Source organism: Deltaproteobacteria bacterium (assembly GCA_005879535.1).
Classification (GTDB): Bacteria; Myxococcota; Myxococcia; order Myxococcales; family 40CM-4-68-19; genus 40CM-4-68-19.
In genome coordinates, this window is sequence record VBKI01000047.1 from 182500 (window position 1) to 202052 (window position 19553).

General features: G+C 69.1%; 18 protein-coding genes. 8 read left to right on the forward strand and 10 right to left on the reverse strand.

From position 1 onward, the window contains the following. Position 1 precedes the first annotated feature (1 nt). The 7 genes from E6J58_04480 to E6J58_04510 all read right to left on the reverse strand — a co-directional run bounded on the left by E6J58_04480 (position 2) and on the right by E6J58_04510 (position 7912). Positions 2 to 763: a hypothetical protein gene (locus tag E6J58_04480; GenBank protein TMB40960.1), complete on the reverse strand. Its 762-nt coding sequence runs from the start codon at positions 761 to 763 to the stop codon at positions 2 to 4. An 18-nt stretch (positions 764 to 781) separates the two neighbouring features. After that, complete coding sequence (locus E6J58_04485; protein TMB40961.1) at positions 782 to 1480, reverse strand: pirin family protein; 699 nt, start codon at positions 1478 to 1480, stop codon at positions 782 to 784. A 296-nt stretch (positions 1481 to 1776) separates the two neighbouring features. Then, positions 1777 to 2154 (reverse strand): thioredoxin, encoded by a 378-nt coding sequence (trxA, locus tag E6J58_04490; GenBank protein TMB40962.1) that lies wholly within the window; start codon positions 2152 to 2154, stop codon positions 1777 to 1779. A gap of 47 nt (positions 2155 to 2201) precedes the next feature. Further along, positions 2202 to 3176 carry a chromosome partitioning protein ParB gene (locus E6J58_04495; GenBank protein TMB40963.1) on the reverse strand — a complete coding sequence of 325 codons (975 nt, stop codon included), beginning with the start codon at positions 3174 to 3176 and terminating at the stop codon, positions 2202 to 2204. A gap of 42 nt (positions 3177 to 3218) precedes the next feature. After that, positions 3219 to 5837 carry a response regulator gene (locus tag E6J58_04500; protein TMB40964.1) on the reverse strand — a complete coding sequence of 873 codons (2619 nt, stop codon included), beginning with the start codon at positions 5835 to 5837 and terminating at the stop codon, positions 3219 to 3221. Positions 5838 to 6047: 210 nt separating this feature from the next. Beyond that, the gene (locus tag E6J58_04505; protein TMB40965.1) at positions 6048 to 6956 is read right to left on the reverse strand and encodes an SAM-dependent methyltransferase; all 909 of its coding nucleotides are present in this window, start codon (positions 6954 to 6956) and stop codon (positions 6048 to 6050) included. After that, the gene (locus E6J58_04510; protein ID TMB40966.1) at positions 6938 to 7912 is read right to left on the reverse strand and encodes an alpha/beta fold hydrolase; all 975 of its coding nucleotides are present in this window, start codon (positions 7910 to 7912) and stop codon (positions 6938 to 6940) included. The genes E6J58_04505 and E6J58_04510 overlap by 19 nt, the downstream gene beginning before the upstream one ends. Between E6J58_04510 and E6J58_04515 the strand changes: the two genes are divergently transcribed. After that, positions 7886 to 9121, forward strand: coding sequence for a TIGR04013 family B12-binding domain/radical SAM domain-containing protein (locus E6J58_04515; protein ID TMB40967.1), 1236 nt, complete (start codon positions 7886 to 7888; stop codon positions 9119 to 9121). The genes E6J58_04510 and E6J58_04515 overlap by 27 nt on opposite strands. Here E6J58_04515 and E6J58_04520 read toward each other — a convergent pair. Beyond that, positions 9096 to 9656 (reverse strand): ATP-binding protein, encoded by a 561-nt coding sequence (locus E6J58_04520; protein ID TMB40968.1) that lies wholly within the window; start codon positions 9654 to 9656, stop codon positions 9096 to 9098. The genes E6J58_04515 and E6J58_04520 overlap by 26 nt on opposite strands. A 14-nt stretch (positions 9657 to 9670) precedes the next feature. Between E6J58_04520 and E6J58_04525 the strand changes: the two genes are divergently transcribed. The 7 genes from E6J58_04525 to E6J58_04555 all read left to right on the forward strand — a co-directional run bounded on the left by E6J58_04525 (position 9671) and on the right by E6J58_04555 (position 18143). Beyond that, complete coding sequence (locus E6J58_04525) at positions 9671 to 10168, forward strand: Lrp/AsnC family transcriptional regulator (protein TMB40969.1); 498 nt, start codon at positions 9671 to 9673, stop codon at positions 10166 to 10168. Positions 10169 to 10185: 17 nt separating this feature from the next. Further along, a complete protein-coding gene (locus tag E6J58_04530) occupies positions 10186 to 11385 on the forward strand; it encodes a PLP-dependent aminotransferase family protein (protein TMB41074.1) in 1200 nt (399 codons plus the stop codon). 48 nt (positions 11386 to 11433) lie between these two features. Next, entirely contained in the window at positions 11434 to 11703 is a 270-nt protein-coding gene (locus E6J58_04535) for a hypothetical protein (GenBank protein ID TMB40970.1), read from the forward strand. Between the two features lie 112 nt (positions 11704 to 11815). Beyond that, positions 11816 to 12784 carry a quinone oxidoreductase gene (locus E6J58_04540; GenBank protein ID TMB40971.1) on the forward strand — a complete coding sequence of 323 codons (969 nt, stop codon included), beginning with the start codon at positions 11816 to 11818 and terminating at the stop codon, positions 12782 to 12784. Continuing rightward, positions 12781 to 13707, forward strand: a complete 927-nt coding sequence (locus tag E6J58_04545) for an ornithine cyclodeaminase family protein (protein ID TMB40972.1) — start codon at positions 12781 to 12783, stop codon at positions 13705 to 13707. The genes E6J58_04540 and E6J58_04545 overlap by 4 nt, the downstream gene beginning before the upstream one ends. A gap of 70 nt (positions 13708 to 13777) precedes the next feature. Further along, complete coding sequence (locus E6J58_04550; protein ID TMB40973.1) at positions 13778 to 17029, forward strand: efflux RND transporter permease subunit; 3252 nt, start codon at positions 13778 to 13780, stop codon at positions 17027 to 17029. Next, positions 17022 to 18143 (forward strand): efflux RND transporter periplasmic adaptor subunit, encoded by a 1122-nt coding sequence (locus E6J58_04555; protein ID TMB40974.1) that lies wholly within the window; start codon positions 17022 to 17024, stop codon positions 18141 to 18143. The genes E6J58_04550 and E6J58_04555 overlap by 8 nt, the downstream gene beginning before the upstream one ends. Positions 18144 to 18161: 18 nt before the next feature. Here the strand turns inward: E6J58_04555 and E6J58_04560 are convergent, their stop codons facing one another. Further along, positions 18162 to 18341 (reverse strand): hypothetical protein, encoded by a 180-nt coding sequence (locus tag E6J58_04560; GenBank protein TMB40975.1) that lies wholly within the window; start codon positions 18339 to 18341, stop codon positions 18162 to 18164. 419 nt (positions 18342 to 18760) lie between these two features. Continuing rightward, the gene (locus E6J58_04565) at positions 18761 to 19492 is read right to left on the reverse strand and encodes a hypothetical protein (GenBank protein TMB40976.1); all 732 of its coding nucleotides are present in this window, start codon (positions 19490 to 19492) and stop codon (positions 18761 to 18763) included. Between the last annotated feature and the right edge of the window lie 61 nt (positions 19493 to 19553).

Below are 19553 nucleotides of genomic sequence, written 5' to 3' on the forward strand. Positions count from 1 at the left end.
TCTACCGGCGACGCGCCGGCGCGCGCGCGGCGTTGGCGGCGCGGGACGGGATCGTGTCGACCCGAATGCGGGGATCCTTGGGCTCGACCAGCGGTCCTTCGTAGCGGAGGAAGGCCGCGGGACCCTCGCCGTAGAGCCAGACCCGCTGGTCCGGGGCGGTGACGAAGAGCTTGGCGATGGCCGGGATCTCCGGATGGATCGTGTAGGGGTCCGCGGCGATCGTCCGGCCCGCCATGCTCACCCGTTCGGGACGCCCTCGCGTCACGCTCACCGGCGCGAGGCGCGGCTTCGGCGTGAATGCGACGGCCTTCAAATCGATCTTCCCGCCCGGTGCGAGCTCCGTGCGCAGCGCCTTGATCACCGCCACGAACGCGATGCCCGCGAACGTCTTGCCCGGCACGAGATCGAGATCTTCCTTCCACCGCTTGTGTTGATCGACGCGCGTCGCAACCGCGTGCCCGGTGCGGAAATCGACCTCGTACTGCCGGACCAGAGCGCCGTTCTTTCGCTCCGTCCAGTCCCAGCTCTCCTGCCGCAGCTCGGGCTCGAGGCGGAGCACTGCCCGCTCGACGATGACGCGCCCGTCGGGGAAGTCGTTGCGCGACTCGATGTGGAGCACGCCGCCTTCGACGCGCTGCGCATACCGGCCGTCCGCGATGGTCGCGCCCGATTCGACGTCGACGAGAGCGGTGACCGCCTGCGCGTCGCCCTCCTGAGCGTGAGGAGCGACGGCCAGCAGCACGGCGAGCCACGTGCCCGTCATGCCGGTAAGCTGCGCACGCTACGCCAGATCGAACAGCAGCACCTCGGCGGGATCGAGCCCCTGCAGCGTGAGCACCCGCTCGCCGCTCGCGGAGGCGCCATCCCCCGCGGACAGCTTCTGCCCGTTCAGCTCGATCGATCCGCGCGCCACCTGCACCCACACATGCCTCGATGCGGAAGGCTCGAATGCGACCCGCTCGCCTTTACCCAGGAGCGACCCATAGACGGCCGCGTCCTGGTGGATGGTGACCGAACCCTCGCGCCCGTCGCGCGACGCGAGCAGGCGCAGCTTGCCGCTGCGGTCCTTCGACGCGAACGTCTTCTGTTCGTATCCCGGCTTCACGCCGCGCCGCTCCGGCACGATCCAGATCTGGAGAAAGTGCACCGGCTCCTTGTCCGACGCGTTGAACTCGCTGTGCACGACGCCGGTGCCCGCGCTCATCCGCTGGACATCGCCAGGCCGGATGACGCCTCCTCCGCCCGAGGAGTCCCGGTGCGAGAGGCCGCCCTCGAGCACGTAGCTGAGGATCTCCATGTCCTTGTGCGGATGCGTCCCGAAGCCCTGGCCGGGCTGGACGGTATCGTCGTTGATCACGCGCAGCGCGCGGAAGCCCATCTGGTCGGGGTCGTAGTGGTCGCCGAAAGAAAAGGTGTGCCAGGAGTCGAGCCAGTCGATCTGAGTATGGAAGCGATCTGTGGCTTTGCGTAGGTTGATCACGAGTGGTGGGATGCCCGACTACCCTCTCCGATTCGAAAGCTGGCGGGTGCAGGGACGCGGGTTATCTTTTCGCGGATGATCAAGATCCAGTACTGCAGCTCCTGAGGCTACAAGCCTCGAGCCGTCCGGGCGGCGGCTGCGCTGCAGAAGGAATTGGGGGTCGACGCGGAGTTGGAGGTAGGCGCTCCAGGCTCGTTCATCGTATTGGTCGACGGCGAGCCGGTCGCGGAGAAGCAATCCCTCGGATTCCCAAGTGAGGACGAGATCGTCGCGGCCGTGAGAAAGAAAATCGCCCTTTAAGCCTCGACGGGCGATTGTCCCTGCTTCGCGATTTCCGCGCGGACCTGTTCCATGTCCAGATCGCGCACCTTGCGCAGGATTTCCTCGAGCAGGTTCTGCGGAAGGGAGCCGGGCTGCGCGAAGAGCAGCACCTTGTCGCGGAAGACCATCAGCGTCGGAATGCTGCGGATGTTGAACGCCGCAGACAGCTCCTGCTCTTCGTCGGTGTTGATCTTCGCGAAGACGACATCGGGATTTGCTTCCGCCACCTTCTCGTACACCGGAGCGAACGCCCGGCAGGGCCCACACCAGGGCGCCCACCAGTCGATCAACACGATGCCGCCCTTCCCGATGGTCCCTTGGAAATCGTCCTTGCCGATGGCCACTGCGCCCATGCCGCTCCTCCTCGCCCGGATATGATGCAGGGCGTCAGCGGGAAGGTTCAATCTTCGGGCGGGCCACCGCTGCGCGCCAGGTCCTCGGTCTTGATTCGTGCCGGGTCCATTCCGCGGGCGCGCTTCGTCATCGTCTCCATCAGCTCGTCGAACGAAGGCGGCGTGCCCTTGATGAACCGCAGCGGGTTGATCCGGGCGACCACGAACGCCTTCAGATACGGAGAGGTGAGGCCGCGCTCCTTCAGCTTCTCCACCGCAGCGCCGACCGCGTCGTCCAGCTCGAGCAGCTTCTGCGCTCGCGCCTCGCGTTCGGAGAGCGTGTCGCGCAGGGGCTTGTCGAAATACTGCTCCACCTTCTTCAGCGCCGGCGCATAAGCGCCCCCGGAGAAGCGGCCCTTCTTCTCGTAGGCGAATCCCAGCGTGATCAGAGAGGGCTCCTCGAACTCCAGTCCGAAGTCGCTCTCCTTGCGGCCTCCGTCCAGCCGGGCGAGGTCGCGGTACATCCGCACCACTTCCAGCGCCTTCTCCCGCAGGTTGTGCGCTTTCTCGATGTTCAGCGCGAGGATCTGGTAGGCGACCTCCCGCTCCGGCACGACCAGCGCGAGGATCGCCTTCGCTCCCAGCTCCTTCAGCGCCGTCAGGCGGTGGCCGCCGTTGGGCGTCCGGAACCCGTCGGGCTCGTGGACCGCGATGATCGGGTCGAGGTAGCGGCGCGTCTTGTCCATCGCGCGCGTCAGCTTGAGGACGTGGGCGTCGGAGACGTCCCGCTGGAAGCTCGTCGGTTCCACCTTGTCGACGGGCAGCGCGGCGAAGAGCAGCGCGTTTCCGCCCAGCGGCTCCCGGTACGCCGCGAGCACCGAGCCTCCTTCGGACTCGACGTGGCCGGCGAGCGCCTTGAGCTCCTCCGGGATTGCTTCGAGGCGGAGCTGCGGCGGGATGAGCTCCGTCGGCTTCAGCTTCACGCCCTTGCGGGCGCGCGGCTTTCCAGACTTCGTCACTGGGCGCTTGCGGGGGGCAGCCATGGCGCGCGCAGGGTAGCGCCTGCCGCCGACGTGTGCCAGCGCCTACGCCGCGCCGAGACGCCTCTTGAGCACCGCCGTAACCGTGTCCAGCTCGACCGGCTTCACCAGGTGCTCGTCGAAGCCCGCTGCCAGCGCGCGCTGGCGGTCGCTCTGCTGGCCGAATCCGGTCAGCGCCACGATCAGGGCTCCCCGCGCCTGCGGGAGCTCGCGCAGCCTGCGGACCACTTCGTATCCGTCCATCGCCGGGAGCCCGATGTCGAGGAGGACCACCTCCGGCGAGAACGCTCGCGCCTGGTCCAGCGCCGACGGTCCATCGTGGGCGATGCGCACGTCGTGCCCGTCCAGCGCCACGCCTTCCGCCAGCGTGACGGCCGCATCGACGTTGTCATCGACCACCAGGACGCGACCGCGATGGGCGGCGGCGGCCATCGGCCGCACCTCGAGCGGTGTGACGCCCTCCATCGCGCCGGGAAGCACGACGGTGAACGTCGCCCCCTTCCCGAGGCCGGCGCTCTCCGCGCGGACCGTTCCTCCGTGCAGCTCGACCAGCCCGCGCACGAGCGCGAGGCCGATCCCGAGGCCGCCCTTGGCGTAGTCCTTGGCGCCCGGCACCTGTACGAACGCGTGGAAGAGGGTCTCCAGCGACTCGGCCGGGATGCCGATGCCGCTGTCGCGCACGCGGACCTCGAGCTGGCCGTCCCGCTGGCGCGCCGACAGCTCCACGCTTCCGCCGTCCGGCGTGTACTTGATCGCGTTCGAGAGCAGGTTGCCGAGGATCTGCTCCAGCCGGACCGGATCGGCGTCGATCACCAGCGGATTCTGCGGAAAGGAGACCGTCAGCTTCTGGCCGCGGGCGCGCGCCATCGGCGACACCGAGTCCGCCGCTTTCGCGATCGCCTCCCGCACGGAGAGGCGACGCTTGCGCAGCTCGATCTTGCCGCGGCTGATGCGCGAGACGTCGAGCAGCTCGTCGACGATCCGCACCATGTGGCGGGCCTGACGCTCGATGATGGCCAGCTGGCGCTCGGCGGCGCTGCGATCCCGCTTCATCACCTCGAGGGCAGTCACCACCGGCGCGAGCGGATTGCGCAGCTCGTGCCCGAGCACGGCGAGGAACTCGTCCTTGCGCCGGTCGGCGTCCTGCAGGTCGCGCAGCAGCCGCGCGTTGTCGAGGGCGATGGATGCCTGGGCGGCGATGCCGGCGAGGAGCCGCTCGTGCTGGGCCGTGAAGTGCCCTGGCGCGCGGTGCACGAAAGCGAGCCCGCCGAGGAGTTGCCCGGTGCGCAGCGTGATCGGGGCTGCGAGGACACTGCCCACCCGTGCGCCTTCGAAATCGCCGGGCTTCACCGACTCGATCCGGACCGGGCCGGCGCTGCCGCGAACCCGTGCCAGCTTGTGCAGCGCCAGATCGCGGAACTCGTCGCTGCTCCGTCCGGCGGACGCGAGCATGCGTGGCTCGGCGGAAGCGTCGAACATGGCGCCGAACTCCGCTCCCGTCAGCGCGGTCGCTTCGTCGATGATGAGCTGCGCCAGCCGGTCGGGGTCGAGCTCGGAAGCGAGCGAGATCCCCAGCCGGCGGAGGATGGAGTTGACCCGGCCTTCCTCGCGCAAACGCACTTCGTACCGGCGTTGCTCGTCGAGCGAATGCTGCAGGCCGGCGAGCGCGTCTTCGGCGCGGCGGCGTGCCGCCACTTCCCGCCGGGAGAGCACGTAGATCACCATCGAGATGGCTGCGCCGGCCAGCAGCGTGGCGAAGGCGGGGACGAGCGATCCTCCACGCAGCGGCGGCAAAGCGATGAAGGCCAGCGTCCACTCCCGCCCGCCGAACTCGATGTGCTCGGTCTCGCGGAGCGTCTCGCCACTCAGCGCAGTCAGGCCACGGTCATGCAGCAGCCGCTCCGGATCCTCGGCCGGCCCGTCGTAGACGCGGAACTCCAGTTGCGGCTCCGCCTCCATCCCGAAGATGGCGACGAACAGGTCGTCGGCGCGGAACGGCGCGTACGTCCAGCCGATCAGGGAGGAGCGCCGCGCCTCCAGCGTCTGCGGCACGTCGCTGCCTCGATAGACCGGAACGTACATGAGGAACCCCACCTGCCGGCGCGGATCGATCTCCTGCACGAGCGCGACCCGCCCGGAGATGGCGGCGCTTCCTCCGTCGCGGGCCCGCTCCATGGCGTCGCGACCGACGGGATCGGTGTACATGTCGTAACCGATCGCCGCGCGGTTCCGGCGGTCGAGCGGCTCGAGGAGGACGATGGCCGTGCGTTCATCCCCGGTCCGCTCGGGCCAGAGCCGGAGCCCCGCGAAGCCTCGTGCGCGGAGCCCGTTCTCGACCGCCGTCGTCTGGCCCGGCCGCACGCGCTGGGCGAAACCGACGCCCTGGACACCTGGGTACCACTGCTCGATCTCCACGCGATCGGCGTAGGCATGGAACTCGTCCGCGGTGACCTCGGGGCGCGCCGCGAGCAGTCCGGCGCAGCCGCGGAGCAGACCCTCGTACGCATGCAGCCGCGCCTCGATGCGGTCGACGGCGGTGCCGATGGCGCGCGCGAATCGGACGCGATCGCCCATGCGCGCGTTCACAAAGAGAAAAGCCGTGGCGGCGACGGTCAGGGCGAGAGACCCCGCCAACGCCGAAATCGGTGCAGCCGACTTCCTCACGGAAGTGAAGTTTGCAGAGAGGAAAGGGCCGCGGAACCCCCTGCAAGGGCCGTAAGCGCGGTTCAGAACCCTTCGCGATACCGTCCTTTGCGGATGCTCCCTGCGCCGGTGAAAGCAATTCCGCCGGCGCTGGAACAAATTCGCGCGGCTCGCGCACGGTTTGGCGACCGGATCCCGGAAACGCCGGCGTGGCTCTGGCGGGGGCGCATCTCACTTCGCGATCCGGAAAGCCTGGTGGACGGCGCGGTTCCGGTAGTCCTCCGGGATCGTGTCTTCCTCCGTGTAGCGCAGTCCCTCGAGCGCCGGCTTGAACCGCTGGTGATTGGTCGCGAACCAGAGGATTCCGCCGGGGGCGAGCGCGGCGAGGGTCCGCTCGATGAGGGAGCGGTGGTCGCGCTGCACTTCGAGGCTCTTGCCGCCGAAGTCGGAAAACGAGGGCGGATCGAGAACGCAGAGCGTCCATCTGCGTGACCCGAAGCCGTTCAGGAACTCGTCCACGCCCGAGCGCACCAGCTCTCCCGAGAGATGATTCAGCGCCAGATTGTCCGCCGCCCAGTCCAGGTACGCCCGCGAGGCATCCACACTGGTCGTCTGCTTCGCGCCGCCGGCCGCCGCGGCGCAGGTGAAGCTGCCGGTGTACGCGAAGAGGTTGAGGAAGATTGCGCCCCGGGCCTCCGCCTTGACCCGCGCGCGCGTCTCGCGGTGATCGGCGAACAACCCGGTATCGATGTAGTCGTCGAGGTTGACGAGGAACCGGAGATCGCGCTCGCGCACCTCGATCCGTTCGCCGATGCGGGCGAGGCGCCCATACTTCTCGCCGCTGTGGCGCGACTTCAGATGGATGCGATCCGGCGGCACCGAGAGCGCTTCGGCGGCCGCCCGGGCCATCGTCTGCAGCCACGGCAGACCGCTGGTTTGCTCCCGTGCGTATTCCGCAAGGACGACGTGCCCCTCGTACCAGTCCACCGCGGCGCGGATCTCCGGGATGTCGCGGTCGTAGAGCCGGAAAGCGCCGATGCCCTGCCGCTCGAAACGCGGGTGCAGCCGGCGGAAGTTCTTCCGCAGCCGATTGGCCAGCATCGCCGCCTGCTCGTCGAGCTTCACAGGCCGGCGGCCCATCGCTCCATCTGATCGAGGATCGCGCCGGGCGCGTCTTCCTGGAGGAAGTGCCCCGCGCCTTCCAGCCGATGCGGCCCGTCGACGCGCGTGAAGGCGTGTTGCCACCGTTCGAGATGCGCTTTGCGGAACCCGGGATCCTTCAGCGCCCAGCAGATCAGCGCCGGCTTCTCCCGCAGCCGCGAGAGGTGGTCCTCGATGAATGCCATGGCCGCGTAGGACTCGTGAAACGGGTTCTTCGTCTCCGGGATGAGCTGGGGGAAACGCGCAATGCCGACGCGGTCGTCTGGCGTGGGGAACGGCGCGCGGTAGGGGTCGAGGTCCTCGGCGGCCAGGTGCCGAGGGCCACCCTTCGCGAGGAAGGTCTCGACGAAGATATTGGACCGGGTGCTCCGCTTCCACCCTCCGCGGCCAAGGACCAGGAACTTGAACAGCCAGGGAAGCTTCATCCGTGGCTGCCGGACGAAGGCCCAGGTGTTCAGCACCACGATTCCCGCGATGCGGTCGGGCTGCCGGGTGGCCCATCCCATGCCGATGGGGCCGCCCCAGTCCTGGATCACGGGCACTACGCGGGAGGGCTGCAACTCGCGGAGCACGCGGCCGAGGTTGTCGATGTGGCGCTCCAGCGTGTACCAGCGCGGATCGCGCGGCTTGTCGCTGCGGCCGAATCCGACGTGATCCGGTGCGATGACGCGGTATCGCGGCGAGAGGCGCCGGATGAATTCCCTGTACAGATAGCTCCAGGTGGGGTTGCCGTGCAGCAGGAGGAAGGTGAGCGGCGCCTGGCGCGGGCCCTCATCCACCAGCGCCATCCGGGCTCCGTGGTCCACTTCGATGAGGCGACTCTTCCAGGGGAAGCGGCCGCCAAAGTCGGACCACACGTCGAGGCCGGTATAGACGCGCATGGGCGCGCGCAAGATATCATCGCGGCGATGCGGCGCGCGTTCGTCGTACATCATGCCAGGAGCGGGGTCGTCGCCCTGAACGTCGTCACCGCCGCGGTGCAGGGCCGGGTGCGCGTCGTCTTCGCGCGCGGCCGCGACGAGCTCGTCCGCGAGCTGACAGAGGCGAAACGCCGGGGCGAGCAGCCCATCGCCGGATCGAGCTTCTACTCCCCGGACTTCCCGGGCACGGCGGAGGATCTTCGTTTCGTGCAGGAACGCGTCGCCGCGGTCACGCACGTCGCCGGCGGGGTGCACGCGAGCGCGGAGCCGCTGCAGACGCTGCGGGCGGGCTTCGACCTCGCCGCCATCGGCGAGGGCGAGACGACGGCGGTGCGGCTCCTGGTCGAGGGTCAGGATCCGGCGACCATCCCCGGCCTCGCCTGGCTCGAAGGCAGTCGCCTGCAATCGAACGGTCCGGGGGAGCGCCGGCCCCTCGACGACTTCCCCGCCTTCAATGCGCCGGCCGGGAAGTGGAACGCCATCGAGATCACGCGCGGCTGCGTGTACGCGTGCTCGTTCTGCCAGACGCCGTTCATGTTCAAGGCGCGGTTTCGCCACCGCAGCGTTTCCAACGTGCGCGAGCACATCCGCCGGATGAAGCGCGACGGCGTCCGCTACATGCGTTTCCTCACGCCCACCTGCCTGAGCTATGGCTCGAGCGACACTTCGGTGAACCTCGATGCGGTGGAAGATCTCCTCGCCGCAGTGCGCGAGGAGATGCCGGGCGGACGGATCTATTTCGGGACGTTCCCGTCCGAATGCCGGCCCGAGCACGTCACCGAGGCGTCCTTGCGAGTGCTCCGCAAGTATGTCGACAACGATACGCTCGTGATCGGCGGCCAGTCCGGGTCGGAGCGCCTGCTCCGCGAGACGCACCGCGGTCATGGCGTCGACGACGTCGTCACGGCGGTGCGCCTCGCGATCGCCTCAGGCTTTCGCCCGGACGTCGACTTCCTGCTTGGCCTTCCCGGGGAAACGGACGGCGATCGCGCGCAGTCGCTGTCGCTCGCCCGGCGCCTGGTGGAGCTCGGCGCGCGAATCCACAGCCACGCCTTCATGCCGCTGCCGGGGACGCCCCTGCGAGGCGCGGCGCCCTCGGCCATCGACGGCGAGACCGTGCGCGAGATGGAGCGGATGGAGTCCGCCGGTTCGATGTACGGGCAATGGCGCCGGCACCGTCAGGTGGCCGACCAGCTCGTCACCTTGCGCGCTGCACCACGCTGAATCCGCCTCCGGTCGCGATCCGCACGTCGTGGATCTCGTCGAATCCTTCCTCGAACGCTGGCGGCTGCAGCCTCTTCGCGGCGGTGAAGATGGCGACCTTCGGCACCTGGGGGGTGCGCTCCGCGTTGCGCTTGATCGAATCGGCGATGCGCGGCTCGAAGAAGTACGCCACCACCCGCGCCCCGTGCCGGTGGCCAATCTCGACGAGCACGGCGCGGTCCGCGGAGCGCGGATTGGTGTTGTCGACGACCACCGGGGTTCCAGCGGCGAGCGCGCGCTCAAGCTGCGCCATCTGCTGCGCCTGCTTGTCGCGCGCGGCACGGGGCATCAGGTCCTTGCTCACATGCGCGTGCGTGGCGGCGAAGCGCTCGCGAAAGAAGCTCGTCTTGCCCGCCGCGGGCAGCCCGATGAAGATGATCAGCTCGATCTCCCGACCTGTACTGCCAAAAGCAATCGCCGCAAAGCCGTTCGAGGCCCATTGACGGCGACGGCACCAGGTCCTATATGAAGAAGGTAACTTGGAGGCAATGCACATAATATCTCAAGCACATGACGCTAGATCCTATAGATTATAAGATCCTGGACCTGCTTCAGCACGACGCCCGCACGACCCAGGTGCAGATCGCCGAGGCGGTGCGGTTGTCGCAGCCCTCCGTCGCCGACCGCATCCGCAAGCTGGACGCGAGCGGCGTGGTCCTCGGCTACGTGGCGCGCCTCGATCCGAGGCTGATGGGCAACGACATCCGGGCGTTCGTCGGCGTTCGCATCTCGCATCCGCGCCACCACGAGGCGTTCACGCGGCGGATCGATCAGATTGCAGACGTCCTCGAGTGCCATCGCGTCGCGGGACTCGACTCGTACCTCCTCAAGGTGGTTTCGAAAAACACCGAGACCCTCGACCATCTCATCTCCGGCACGCTGCGGCGGATTCCCGGCGTCATCCGCACCACCACCACCATCGTTCTGGCGACGGTGAAGGAGACCACCGTCGTTCCGCTTCAGGAAGCGCTCGGAGCGCCGCGGCGGCGCAAGGAGGCAGTCCCGTGATGCAGTTCGCGAAGCGGATGTCGCGCGTGCAGGCCTCGGCGATCCGCGAGATCCTCAAGGTGGCGGAGCGGCCCGACGTCCTCTCGTTTGCCGGCGGCCTTCCCGCTCCGGAAGCATTTCCCGCGGAAGCGCTCGCCCGGGCGCACGCGGACGTCCTCTCGCACGATGCGGCGGCGGCCCTGCAGTACGGCGCCACCGAGGGATTCGGCCCGTTGCGGGCATGGGTGGCGGAGCGGATGACGCGTCGGGGCCTGCCGGCCACGCCCGAGGAGGTGCTGATCACCGCCGGGTCGCAGCAGGGGATCGACCTGGTGGGAAAGGCGCTGATCGATCCCGGGGACACCGTCGTAGTGGAAGCGCCCTCGTACCTTGCGGCCCTGCAGAGCTTCTCCACCTACGAGGCCCGATTCGAGACCGTGGCGTCCGACGACGAAGGGATGCAGGTCGACGCCCTCGAGCGCGTGCTCCGGCGCAAGCGGGCCAAGCTGGTGTACCTCGTGCCCACCTTCCAGAACCCGCGCGGGACCACGCTGTCGCTGGAGCGGCGCGCGCGCATCGCCCGGCTTTCAGCGGAGTGTGGCGTCACCGTGCTCGAGGACGATCCCTACGGCGAGCTGCGCTATCGCGGCGCGGCGCTGCCGCCCGTCGCCGGAATCGAGCGAGACGCGCCGGTGATCCATCTCGGCAGTTTCTCGAAGACGCTCGCGCCGGGCCTTCGGCTCGGCTACGCGGTGGCCGACGCGCGCACCATCCGCGCCCTCACCATTGCGAAGCAGGCTGCGGACCTGCACACCGGATCGCTGACGCAGCGCGCGGTCGCGCGCATGTTCGAGACGTTCGACTACGAGGCGCACCTCGCCGGCCTGCGACGGCTCTACGGCGAGCGCCTCGACGCCATGCTCGCTTCGCTCGAGCGATCGTTCCCGGAAGGAACAGTGTGGACGCGTCCAGAGGGAGGTCTCTTCGTCTGGGTGCGTCTGCCCTCCGGGGTCGACGCCCGCGAGTTGTTCGGCGACGCGATGCTGGCGCGCGTGGCCTTCGTCCCCGGCGCGCCGTTCTATCCCGCGGAGCCGTGCCTCGAGACGCTGCGACTGAACTTCTCGAACCGGGCGCCGCCCGCGATCGCCGACGGGATGGCGCGGCTCGGCGCCTGCGTCGTCGCGAGGCTCCGCGAAGCGCGGGTGAGCCGCCCTCCACGGCGGCGCGTCGCGAGCTGACGCGAATATCCGGACGGTTCCTCCGGTCGGACAGGGCAGGAGGAACCCATGAACAAAATCGTCTGCAGCCTTCTTGCGGCGGGCGCCGCTGCGCTCGCCGCCGCCTCACCCGCTCGCGCCGAGCCACGCTTCGAATACCAGCAGCGGGACACCCGATACCGCTACGCGTTGCAGGAACGGCGTGAGCGCGAGTGGCGCGAGCTCTATCGGACCCGCCGGCAGTTCTACGCCCACTGGAACGGCAATCCTTGGCAGCGCGCCAGGTTCGAACGGTGGTACGGCCGCCGCTGCGCCGAGTTGCGGAACTGGCGCGGCTAGCCCGGCGCGAGGTCGCGCCGGCTGTCCCGCAGCGCCGCGGTGGTCCGCGCGCTGCCGTGGGACTAAGCCGCTGCCTCTTGACGACCCGCTCCGGAAGTGGCGTGAAGGCCGCATGCGAGCCATCCGGATCGAATCCGTCGGCGGACCGGAAGTGATGAAGCTGGTCGAGATGCCCACTCCCGCTCCCGGGAGTGGGCAGGCCTTGGTGCGGGTCGAAGCCGCGGGCGTGAACTTCATCGACATCTACCAGCGCAGCGGCGTCTACAAGCTTCCCCTGCCGTTCACCCCTGGGCAGGAGGGAGCGGGGGTCGTCGAGGCGGTGGCCGACGGCGTGCGGGAAGTGCGCGTCGGCGATCGGGTGGCCTGGGCCGGTCCACTCGGCTCCTACGCGACGCACGTGCTCGCCGCCGCCTCGCGGCTGGTCCCGATTCCCCGCGGCGTCGACAGCCGAAGCGCGGCGGCCGTCATGCTCCAGGGAATGACCGCGCATTACCTCGTCACCGATACGTTCCCGCTCCGCCCGGGGCACATGTGCCTCATTCAAGCCGCCGCCGGCGGAGTGGGCCAGCTCTTCTGCCAGCTCGCCTCGCGCGCCGGCGCGCACGTGATCGGCACCGCCGGCGCCCCGGAGAAGACGCGGCTGGCGAAGCAGGCGGGAGCGCACGAGACCATCGACTACCGCACGCAGGATTTCGAAGCGGAGGTGAAGCGGATCACCGGGGGCGCCGGCGTGCACGTGGTCTACGATTCGGTGGGCAAGGATACCTGGGAGAAGTCGCTGCGCTGTCTGCGGCCGCGCGGCATGCTCGTCCTCTTCGGCCAATCGAGCGGCAGCGTTCCGCCGTTCGATCCCCAGCTCCTCGCTACAGGGGGCTCGCTCTTCCTCACCCGGCCGACGCTTGCCTCCTACGTGCTCACCCGGGACGAGCTGCTCAATCGCGCAGGCGCAGTCCTCGGCGCGGTCGAGCGGGGCGACCTGAAGCTGAGCATCGAGGAGACGCTGCCGCTCGCCAACGCGGCGAAGGCGCACGAGCTGCTCACTTCGCGCAAGACCAGCGGAAAGCTGCTGCTCCTTCCGTGATCCTCCTCCGCCGCGAGGAAGTCCGGGCGCTCCTCGACCCCGAGGCGCTGATCGACGCCGTCGCGACGGCCCTGGTGGACGTCTCCGCCGGCACCGCTTCCGTCCCTCCGCGGATCGCGGCGCTCACGCCGCTCGGCCTCCTCGGAGCGATGGTCGGTTACGTGCCGTCGCTCGGCGTCCTCGCGGCGAAGCTCGTCGCCGTCTTTCCGCAGAACGCGGGAATGCCGACGCACCGGGCGCTGATCGCAGTCTTCGATCCGCGAACGGGGACGCCGGTGGCGGTGCTCGACGGCGAGGAGATCACCGCGCAGCGCACCGCGGCCGCGTCGGCGCTCGCGACGCGGCTGCTGGCGCGCGAGGAGGCCGCGGTTCTTGCCCTCGTCGGCACGGGTGTGCAGGCTGCGTCGCACGCGCGGTACGTGGCGCGCGTCCGCCGCTTCCGCACGGTTCTCGTCGCCGGTCGCGATCCTGCCAAGGCGGCGAAGCTGGCGGCCGAGATCGGCGGACAGGCCGCAGCGATCGAGGAGGCCGTACGCTCCGCGGACGTGATCTGCGCCACCACGCATGCGCGCGAGCCCGTCGTCCGGATGCGCTGGGTCCGCCCGGGGACGCACGTGAACTCGGTGGGACTCAACCCACAGGGTCAGGAGCTGGACGGAATCGGCGGAGCGCTGCTGGCCGTGGAGTCCCGCGCGTCCGCCTTCGCTGCTCCGCCCGCCGGCGCCAACGAGCTGCGCGGCATCGCCCCGGAGACCGCCGTCGAGCTGGGCGCGCTGGTTTCGGGCTCCAGTCCCGGCCGGACGTCCAGGGAGCAGGTGACCGCCTACAAGTCCGTCGGAATCGCCGCCGAAGACGCGGCCGCGGCGGCGCTGGTCCTTCGCCGCGCGCGGGAAACCGGAGTCGGAACCCCGATCGAGATGTGATCCCCGGGACGTTCGACGGATCGGAGTCGAGCGCACCGCGGCTGCCCGGCAGGCATCCAAGGCAGACTTCATGTGGATCGTTCGTCTCGCGCTGCGGCGTCCCTACACGATCGCGGTGCTCTGCGCGCTGATCGCCATCTTCGGCGTCCTCTCGGCCGGCCGGATGAAGACGGACATCCTTCCCGCAATCGACATCCCCGTGGTCATCGTAGTCTGGAACTATCCGGGGCTTTCCGCCGAGGACATGGAACGGCGCGTCGTGTTCATCAGCGAGCGCGCCATGTCGACGACGGTCAGCGGGATTACCCGCATCGACTCGCAGTCGATGAGCAGCCTCGGCATCCTCAAGGTGTACTTCGAGCCGGGCAGCGACATCGGCGGCGCCATCGCGCAGATCGTCTCCGTCTCCCTGACCGCGAGCCGGATCATGCCCCCGGGGATCACTCCGCCGAGCATCATCCGCTACAACGCCTCCAACGTTCCGGTGGCGCAGATGACCATCGGGTCGAAGACGCTCTCCGAGCAGGAGATCTTCGACTATGGCCTCAACTTCATCCGCCTGAGGCTGTTCACGATCCCGGGTCTCGCCACGCCGGCTCCGTTCGGCGGGAAGTTGCGGCAGATCATGGTCGACATCGATCCCGCACGGGTTGCCGCCAAGGGATTGTCGCCCAACGACGTGGTGCAGACCGTCCTGCAGAGCAACGTCCTCGTGCCGGCGGGTTCCGCCCAGATCGGCGGGACCCGATTCGACGTCCAGCTCAACTCCAGCCCGGACACGGTGCAGGGCTTCAACGAGCTGCCGGTCAAGGCCATGGATGGGGCCACCGTGCTCCTGGGCGACGTCGCGCGTGTGCGCGACGGCTACGCGGTGCAGGAGAACGTCGTTCGCCTCAACGGCCGCCGCGCCACCTACCTCGCCATCCTCAAGAAGGCGGACGCCTCGACGCTGGCGGTGGTGGACGGGGCGCGCGATCAGCTTCCCATCATCCGGGCGGCGGCTCCACAGGGCATCGAGCTGAAGATCGATTTCGATCAGTCGGTGTTCGTGCGGGCGGCGATCCAGAACGTGCTGCACGAGGCGGCGCTCGCGTCGATCCTCGTCTCGCTGATGATCCTCTTCTTCCTCGGAAGCTGGCGGGGCGCCGTCCTGGTGATGACCAGCATTCCCCTGGCGATCCTGGTGGGGCTCGTCGGGTTGTTCCTCTTCGGACAGACGCTCAACCTCATGACCATGGGAGGGCTGGCGCTCGCCATCGGCATGCTGGTCGACGACGCGACCGTCGAGGTGGAGAACATCCACCGCAACCGGCACATGGGGAAACCGCTCACCGTGGCAATCCTCGACGGCGCTCAGCAGATTGCCGTTCCGGCACTGGCGGCGACGCTCACCATCTGCGTGGTGTTCTTCCCGGTCGTGCTCCTCGAGGGGCCCGCGCGCTTCCTCTTCACGCCGCTCGCGCTCGGCGTCGTCATCTCGATGATGGCTTCGTACCTGCTCTCGCGCACCCTGGTCCCGACGCTCGCGCGGATCCTGATGGAGAAGGAAGCCCTCCATCCGGAGGGCGAAAGCATCGGGGCCCGCTTCAACCGGTGGCGCGACGCGATGTTCGGCCGTTTCCGGGATGCGTATGGCCGCACGCTGTCGGCCGTGCTCCACCACCGCGCTCTCGTTCTCGTCTCCGCAGGCCTGGTGCTCGCCTGCACCGCATTCCTTCCCTTCGTCGTTGGCCTCGATTTCTTCCCGACGGTGGACGCCGGTCAAATGCGTCTGCACTACCGCGCGCCCATCGGCACCCGCCTGGAAGAGACGGAGCGCCAGGTGGCCAAGCTGGAGCAGCGCATCCAGGAGATGATCCCGCCGGCGGAGCTGGACACGATCAACTCGAACATCGGGATGCCGATCTCCTACAACCTGGCGTTCGTGCAGACCGACAACACCGGCAGCCAGGATGCCGACGTCCTCATCGCGCTCAAGCCGACGCACGCCCCGACGGAACGGTACATGGAGCGGATCCGGCGCGAGCTCCCGGACGAGTTCCCCGGGTCCACCATGTACTTCCAGCCTGCCGACATCGTCTCGCAGGTGCTGAACTTCGGCCTGAGCGCGCCCATCGACGTGCAGATCGACGGTCCCGACGTGGAGGCGAGCTATGCGGTCGCGCGCGAGCTGCTGGCGAAGATCCGCGCCATCCCCGGCGCCTCCGATGTCCGCATTCCCCAGGTGCTCGCGTACCCCACGCTCCGCGTCGACGTCGACCGCGCGCGCGCGGCGCAGGTCGGGATTAGCCAGCGCGACGTCGCCAACAACCTGCTCGTATCGCTCGCCTCCAGCTCGCTCGTGGCGCCCTCGTTCTGGATCAATCCGAAGAACAACGTGAACTACCCCGTCGTGGTCCAGACGCCGCTGCGGCAGATCGATTCCATTCCTTCGTTGCTGGGAATGCCTCTGGGCCGCGGAACGGCGCTGATCTCTTCGACGGCTCCTGCGCCTATGCCGGCGTCACCACCCGCGCCGGGCGAGCCGCCCGGCAGTGGCTCCTACCTCGGTGCCGTGGCCAGCCTCCGTCCCACCACCGGTCTCTCGATGATCAATCACGTTTCCGTCCAGCGCGTCGTCGACGTCCAGGCGAGCGCCACCGGTCGCGATCTCGGTGGCGTCACCCTCGACATCGAGAAGGCCATCCGGAGCATCCGCGAGCTTCCGAAGGCGACCCGCATCACGCTGCGCGGGCAGAGCGAAAGCATGTTCACCGCCTTCAGCCGGCTCGGCGTGGGCCTGATCCTGGCGATTGCACTGGTGTACCTGCTGCTGGTCGTGCTCTTCCAGTCGTTCCTCGACCCGTTCATCATCCTCGTCGCCGTACCCGGAGCGCTGATCGGCATCCTCTGGATGCTGGCCGCCACCGGCACCACGTTGAACGTCGAGTCCTTCATGGGCGCAATCATGGCCGTCGGGATCGCCACCTCGAACTCCATCCTGCTGGTCAGCGCCGCCAACGGCGCGCGGGTCGAGCAGGGGTTGGGTGTACTCGAGGCGGCCGTCGAGGCCGGAAGGACGCGCCTGCGGCCGGTCCTGATGACGGCGCTCGCCATGCTCCTCGGCATGGTGCCGATGGCGCTCGCGATCGGCGAGGGCGGAGAGCAGAACGCGCCGCTGGGCCGCGCCGTCATCGGCGGTCTGATCGTGGCGACCTTCGTCACCCTGTTCGTGGTGCCGGCCGTGTACACGCTCCTGCGCAAGGCGCCTCCCAGCGCGCACGAGCTGGACGCGAAGTTCACGGCCGAGAGCCGCGGCGCTTCCGAGGCTTCCCATGCCTGAGACCTCTCCCCGCAGCCGCTTGATCGCGGCCGGCAGCATCGTCGCCGTCATTGCCGCGGCTGCGGGCACCATCGCGCTCTTCGCCCGCGAGCGCAGCGCGCAGGCGCGCCAGTCCGAAGCGTTGCGGAAGGAGCTGGCGGAAGGACCGGTGGTGCAGGTCGCGCGCATCGAGCTGGCGGCGGCGGATCGCCTGGTTTCGCTTCCCGCCGAAGTCCGCGCCGAGCAGCGGGCGACGCTCTACGCCAAGGTGAGCGGCTACGTGAAAGAGGTGCGGGTCGAGCGCGGCGACAAGGTGCGCAGAGGGCAGGAGCTGGCGGTGCTCGAGTCTCCCGATCTCGACGCGCAGGTGGCGTCGGCGCAGGCGGAGCTGACGTTCCGGCGCCAGCAGCTCGCGCGCGTCGAGCGCCTGGCTTCCTCGGGGCGCGTGTCGGTACAGGATCGCGAGGCGGCCGACGAAGGCGTGAAGGTGGCGCGGGCCGCGCTGGTTCGTGCCCAGGTGCAGAAGGAGTATCAGGTGCTGCGGGCTCCGTTCGACGGCACGGTGACGGCGCGCTTTGCAGACCCCGGGACGCTGCTGCCCGCGGCGACCGGAAGCACCTCTTCCGCGCAGCCGCTCCTGGAGGTGGCGCAGCTCGATCGGCTGCGCGTCGCCCTCCAGCTCGGTCAGGACGACGCTGCCCGGGTGCACGTCGGCGACAAGGTCCAGCTGCAGACCTCTCCCGATCAGCCGCCCTTCGAGGCGCGCATCTCGCGGATCTCGCAGAGCCTGGATCCCCGGACGCGAACCATGCTCTGCGAGATCGATCTGGCGCAGCCGCCCCAGGGTCTTTATCCGGGCGCCTTCGTTCAGTCCCGGCTGCCGCTCCACGGTCCGCCACGGCCGCTGCTTCCGACCGAGGCGCTCCTCGGCCGGGGCGGGCAGCTCCTCGTCGCGCTGGTGGAAGACGGAAAGCTCCATTTCCAGCACGTGCGCCTCGGCGTCGACGACGGCGCCAAGGTCGAGGTTCTCGACGGCTTGCGCGGCGGAGAAGTGGTCGCGCTGAATCTCGGGCCGGAAGTGCCCGACGGCTCGCCAGTGCGCGTGCAGCAGGAGCCTCGCCGCGAAGGCCGGTAGCGCGTCCAGCGAGCGGGATCAAGCGCCCGGGCTGAGCGCCAGCGTAGCGAACAGCTCGACGTCCGAGGGCAACTCGACGTCCCGGAAGTTCCAGCCGGTCGCTACCTTGCGGAGGCATTGAGCTACGAGCGGTGTCGGTCCGCCACCCGTGAACTCGAGGCCCTTTACCGCGCCCGTCCGCGCGACGCGCAGGCGCACCGGTACAGATAGCGTCGCTGCGTCGCCCGGAACGCACGGGCTCAGCGACGCGGCGCGGGCCCGGACGGCGGCGAGCAGGAGATCCCGAGGGGCGCGCTGTAGCGGTGGCCGCTGTGCAGGCCTGAGGCGCTGGGACGGCGCCGTCGACGCCGGCGTCGACGTCGGCGCGTCATCGGGCCTCGCCGCGCCGGGCGTCTTCTCAGCCGCCTTCGAAGGCCCCGAGGCGGACGGCTGATCCTGCTCTGGCGCCCCGGGCCACAACGCCCACACGACCAGGACGGCCGCGACAGCGAGGAGTACGAGGCGCCAACGCCTCTTCGTTCGCCGCGCACCCGCCAGAGGCCGACGCACCTGGCGCACCGGCCGCGCCAATCGCCGCCCGCGGCGTCGCGCCGACAGCGTTCTTGCGGCGACCGCCGTCACCGCAGCGTCTCCAGCACCTGGTACCAGCGCTTGGCGATGTCTCCCCACAAGGCGGACGCGCCGGAGCCGAGCGCATCGCAAAGATCGATGCGGCTTGCCAGGTCGGGCTTTCGCGCATTCATCTGCGCGGCCCACGGGTCGAAGAACCCCATCGACGAAGGCGCCAGGACGTCGAGCGCAGCGAGCGGGAAACCGGGAATCGCGGCGCACCGCTGCCGCAGCGCGGTCAGGTCGCCATTCTCGGAAGTGGCCAGCATCAGGAACAGCGTCTGCCTGATTCGCAGGATGCGATCGAGACGGGCCCATCGGACGGGGTCCGCATTCGAGAAATCGTCCGCGCGACAGTCGCTCAGGGGGTGCGGCCGGGCGCCGGCGTCGATCAGGATGACCATCAGCGCCCCAGGCCCCGGCGTGAAAGGCCGCACTCTGCCTGCGTAGGTCCACGCCCAGAGCGCGGCGCCCTCATTCAGCAGCGCATCCGTCGGGCAGGTCGTCGGCAGGGTACCGGCCCGCGAAGCGGACACGTCGCGCAACACTACGGCGAGCGTATCGGGAACCGGATTGTTCGGGACATCCCTCAAAGCCCAGACCGTCTCCTCGGCGTACAGTTCGGAAACCGCAACCGAGGTCACGAGCAGTCCCTGCTGCGTCAGCGAGGTCGTAATCTGTTTCAAGAGGACCTGCAGGGGCGTAGCGAGATTCGCGGTGCCCTGGTCGATGCGGAGCATCACCAGGACCGCGGTGCCGGTGTCGCCGTTCTTCCCCGTTCCCGGAATAGGTCCCGGACCT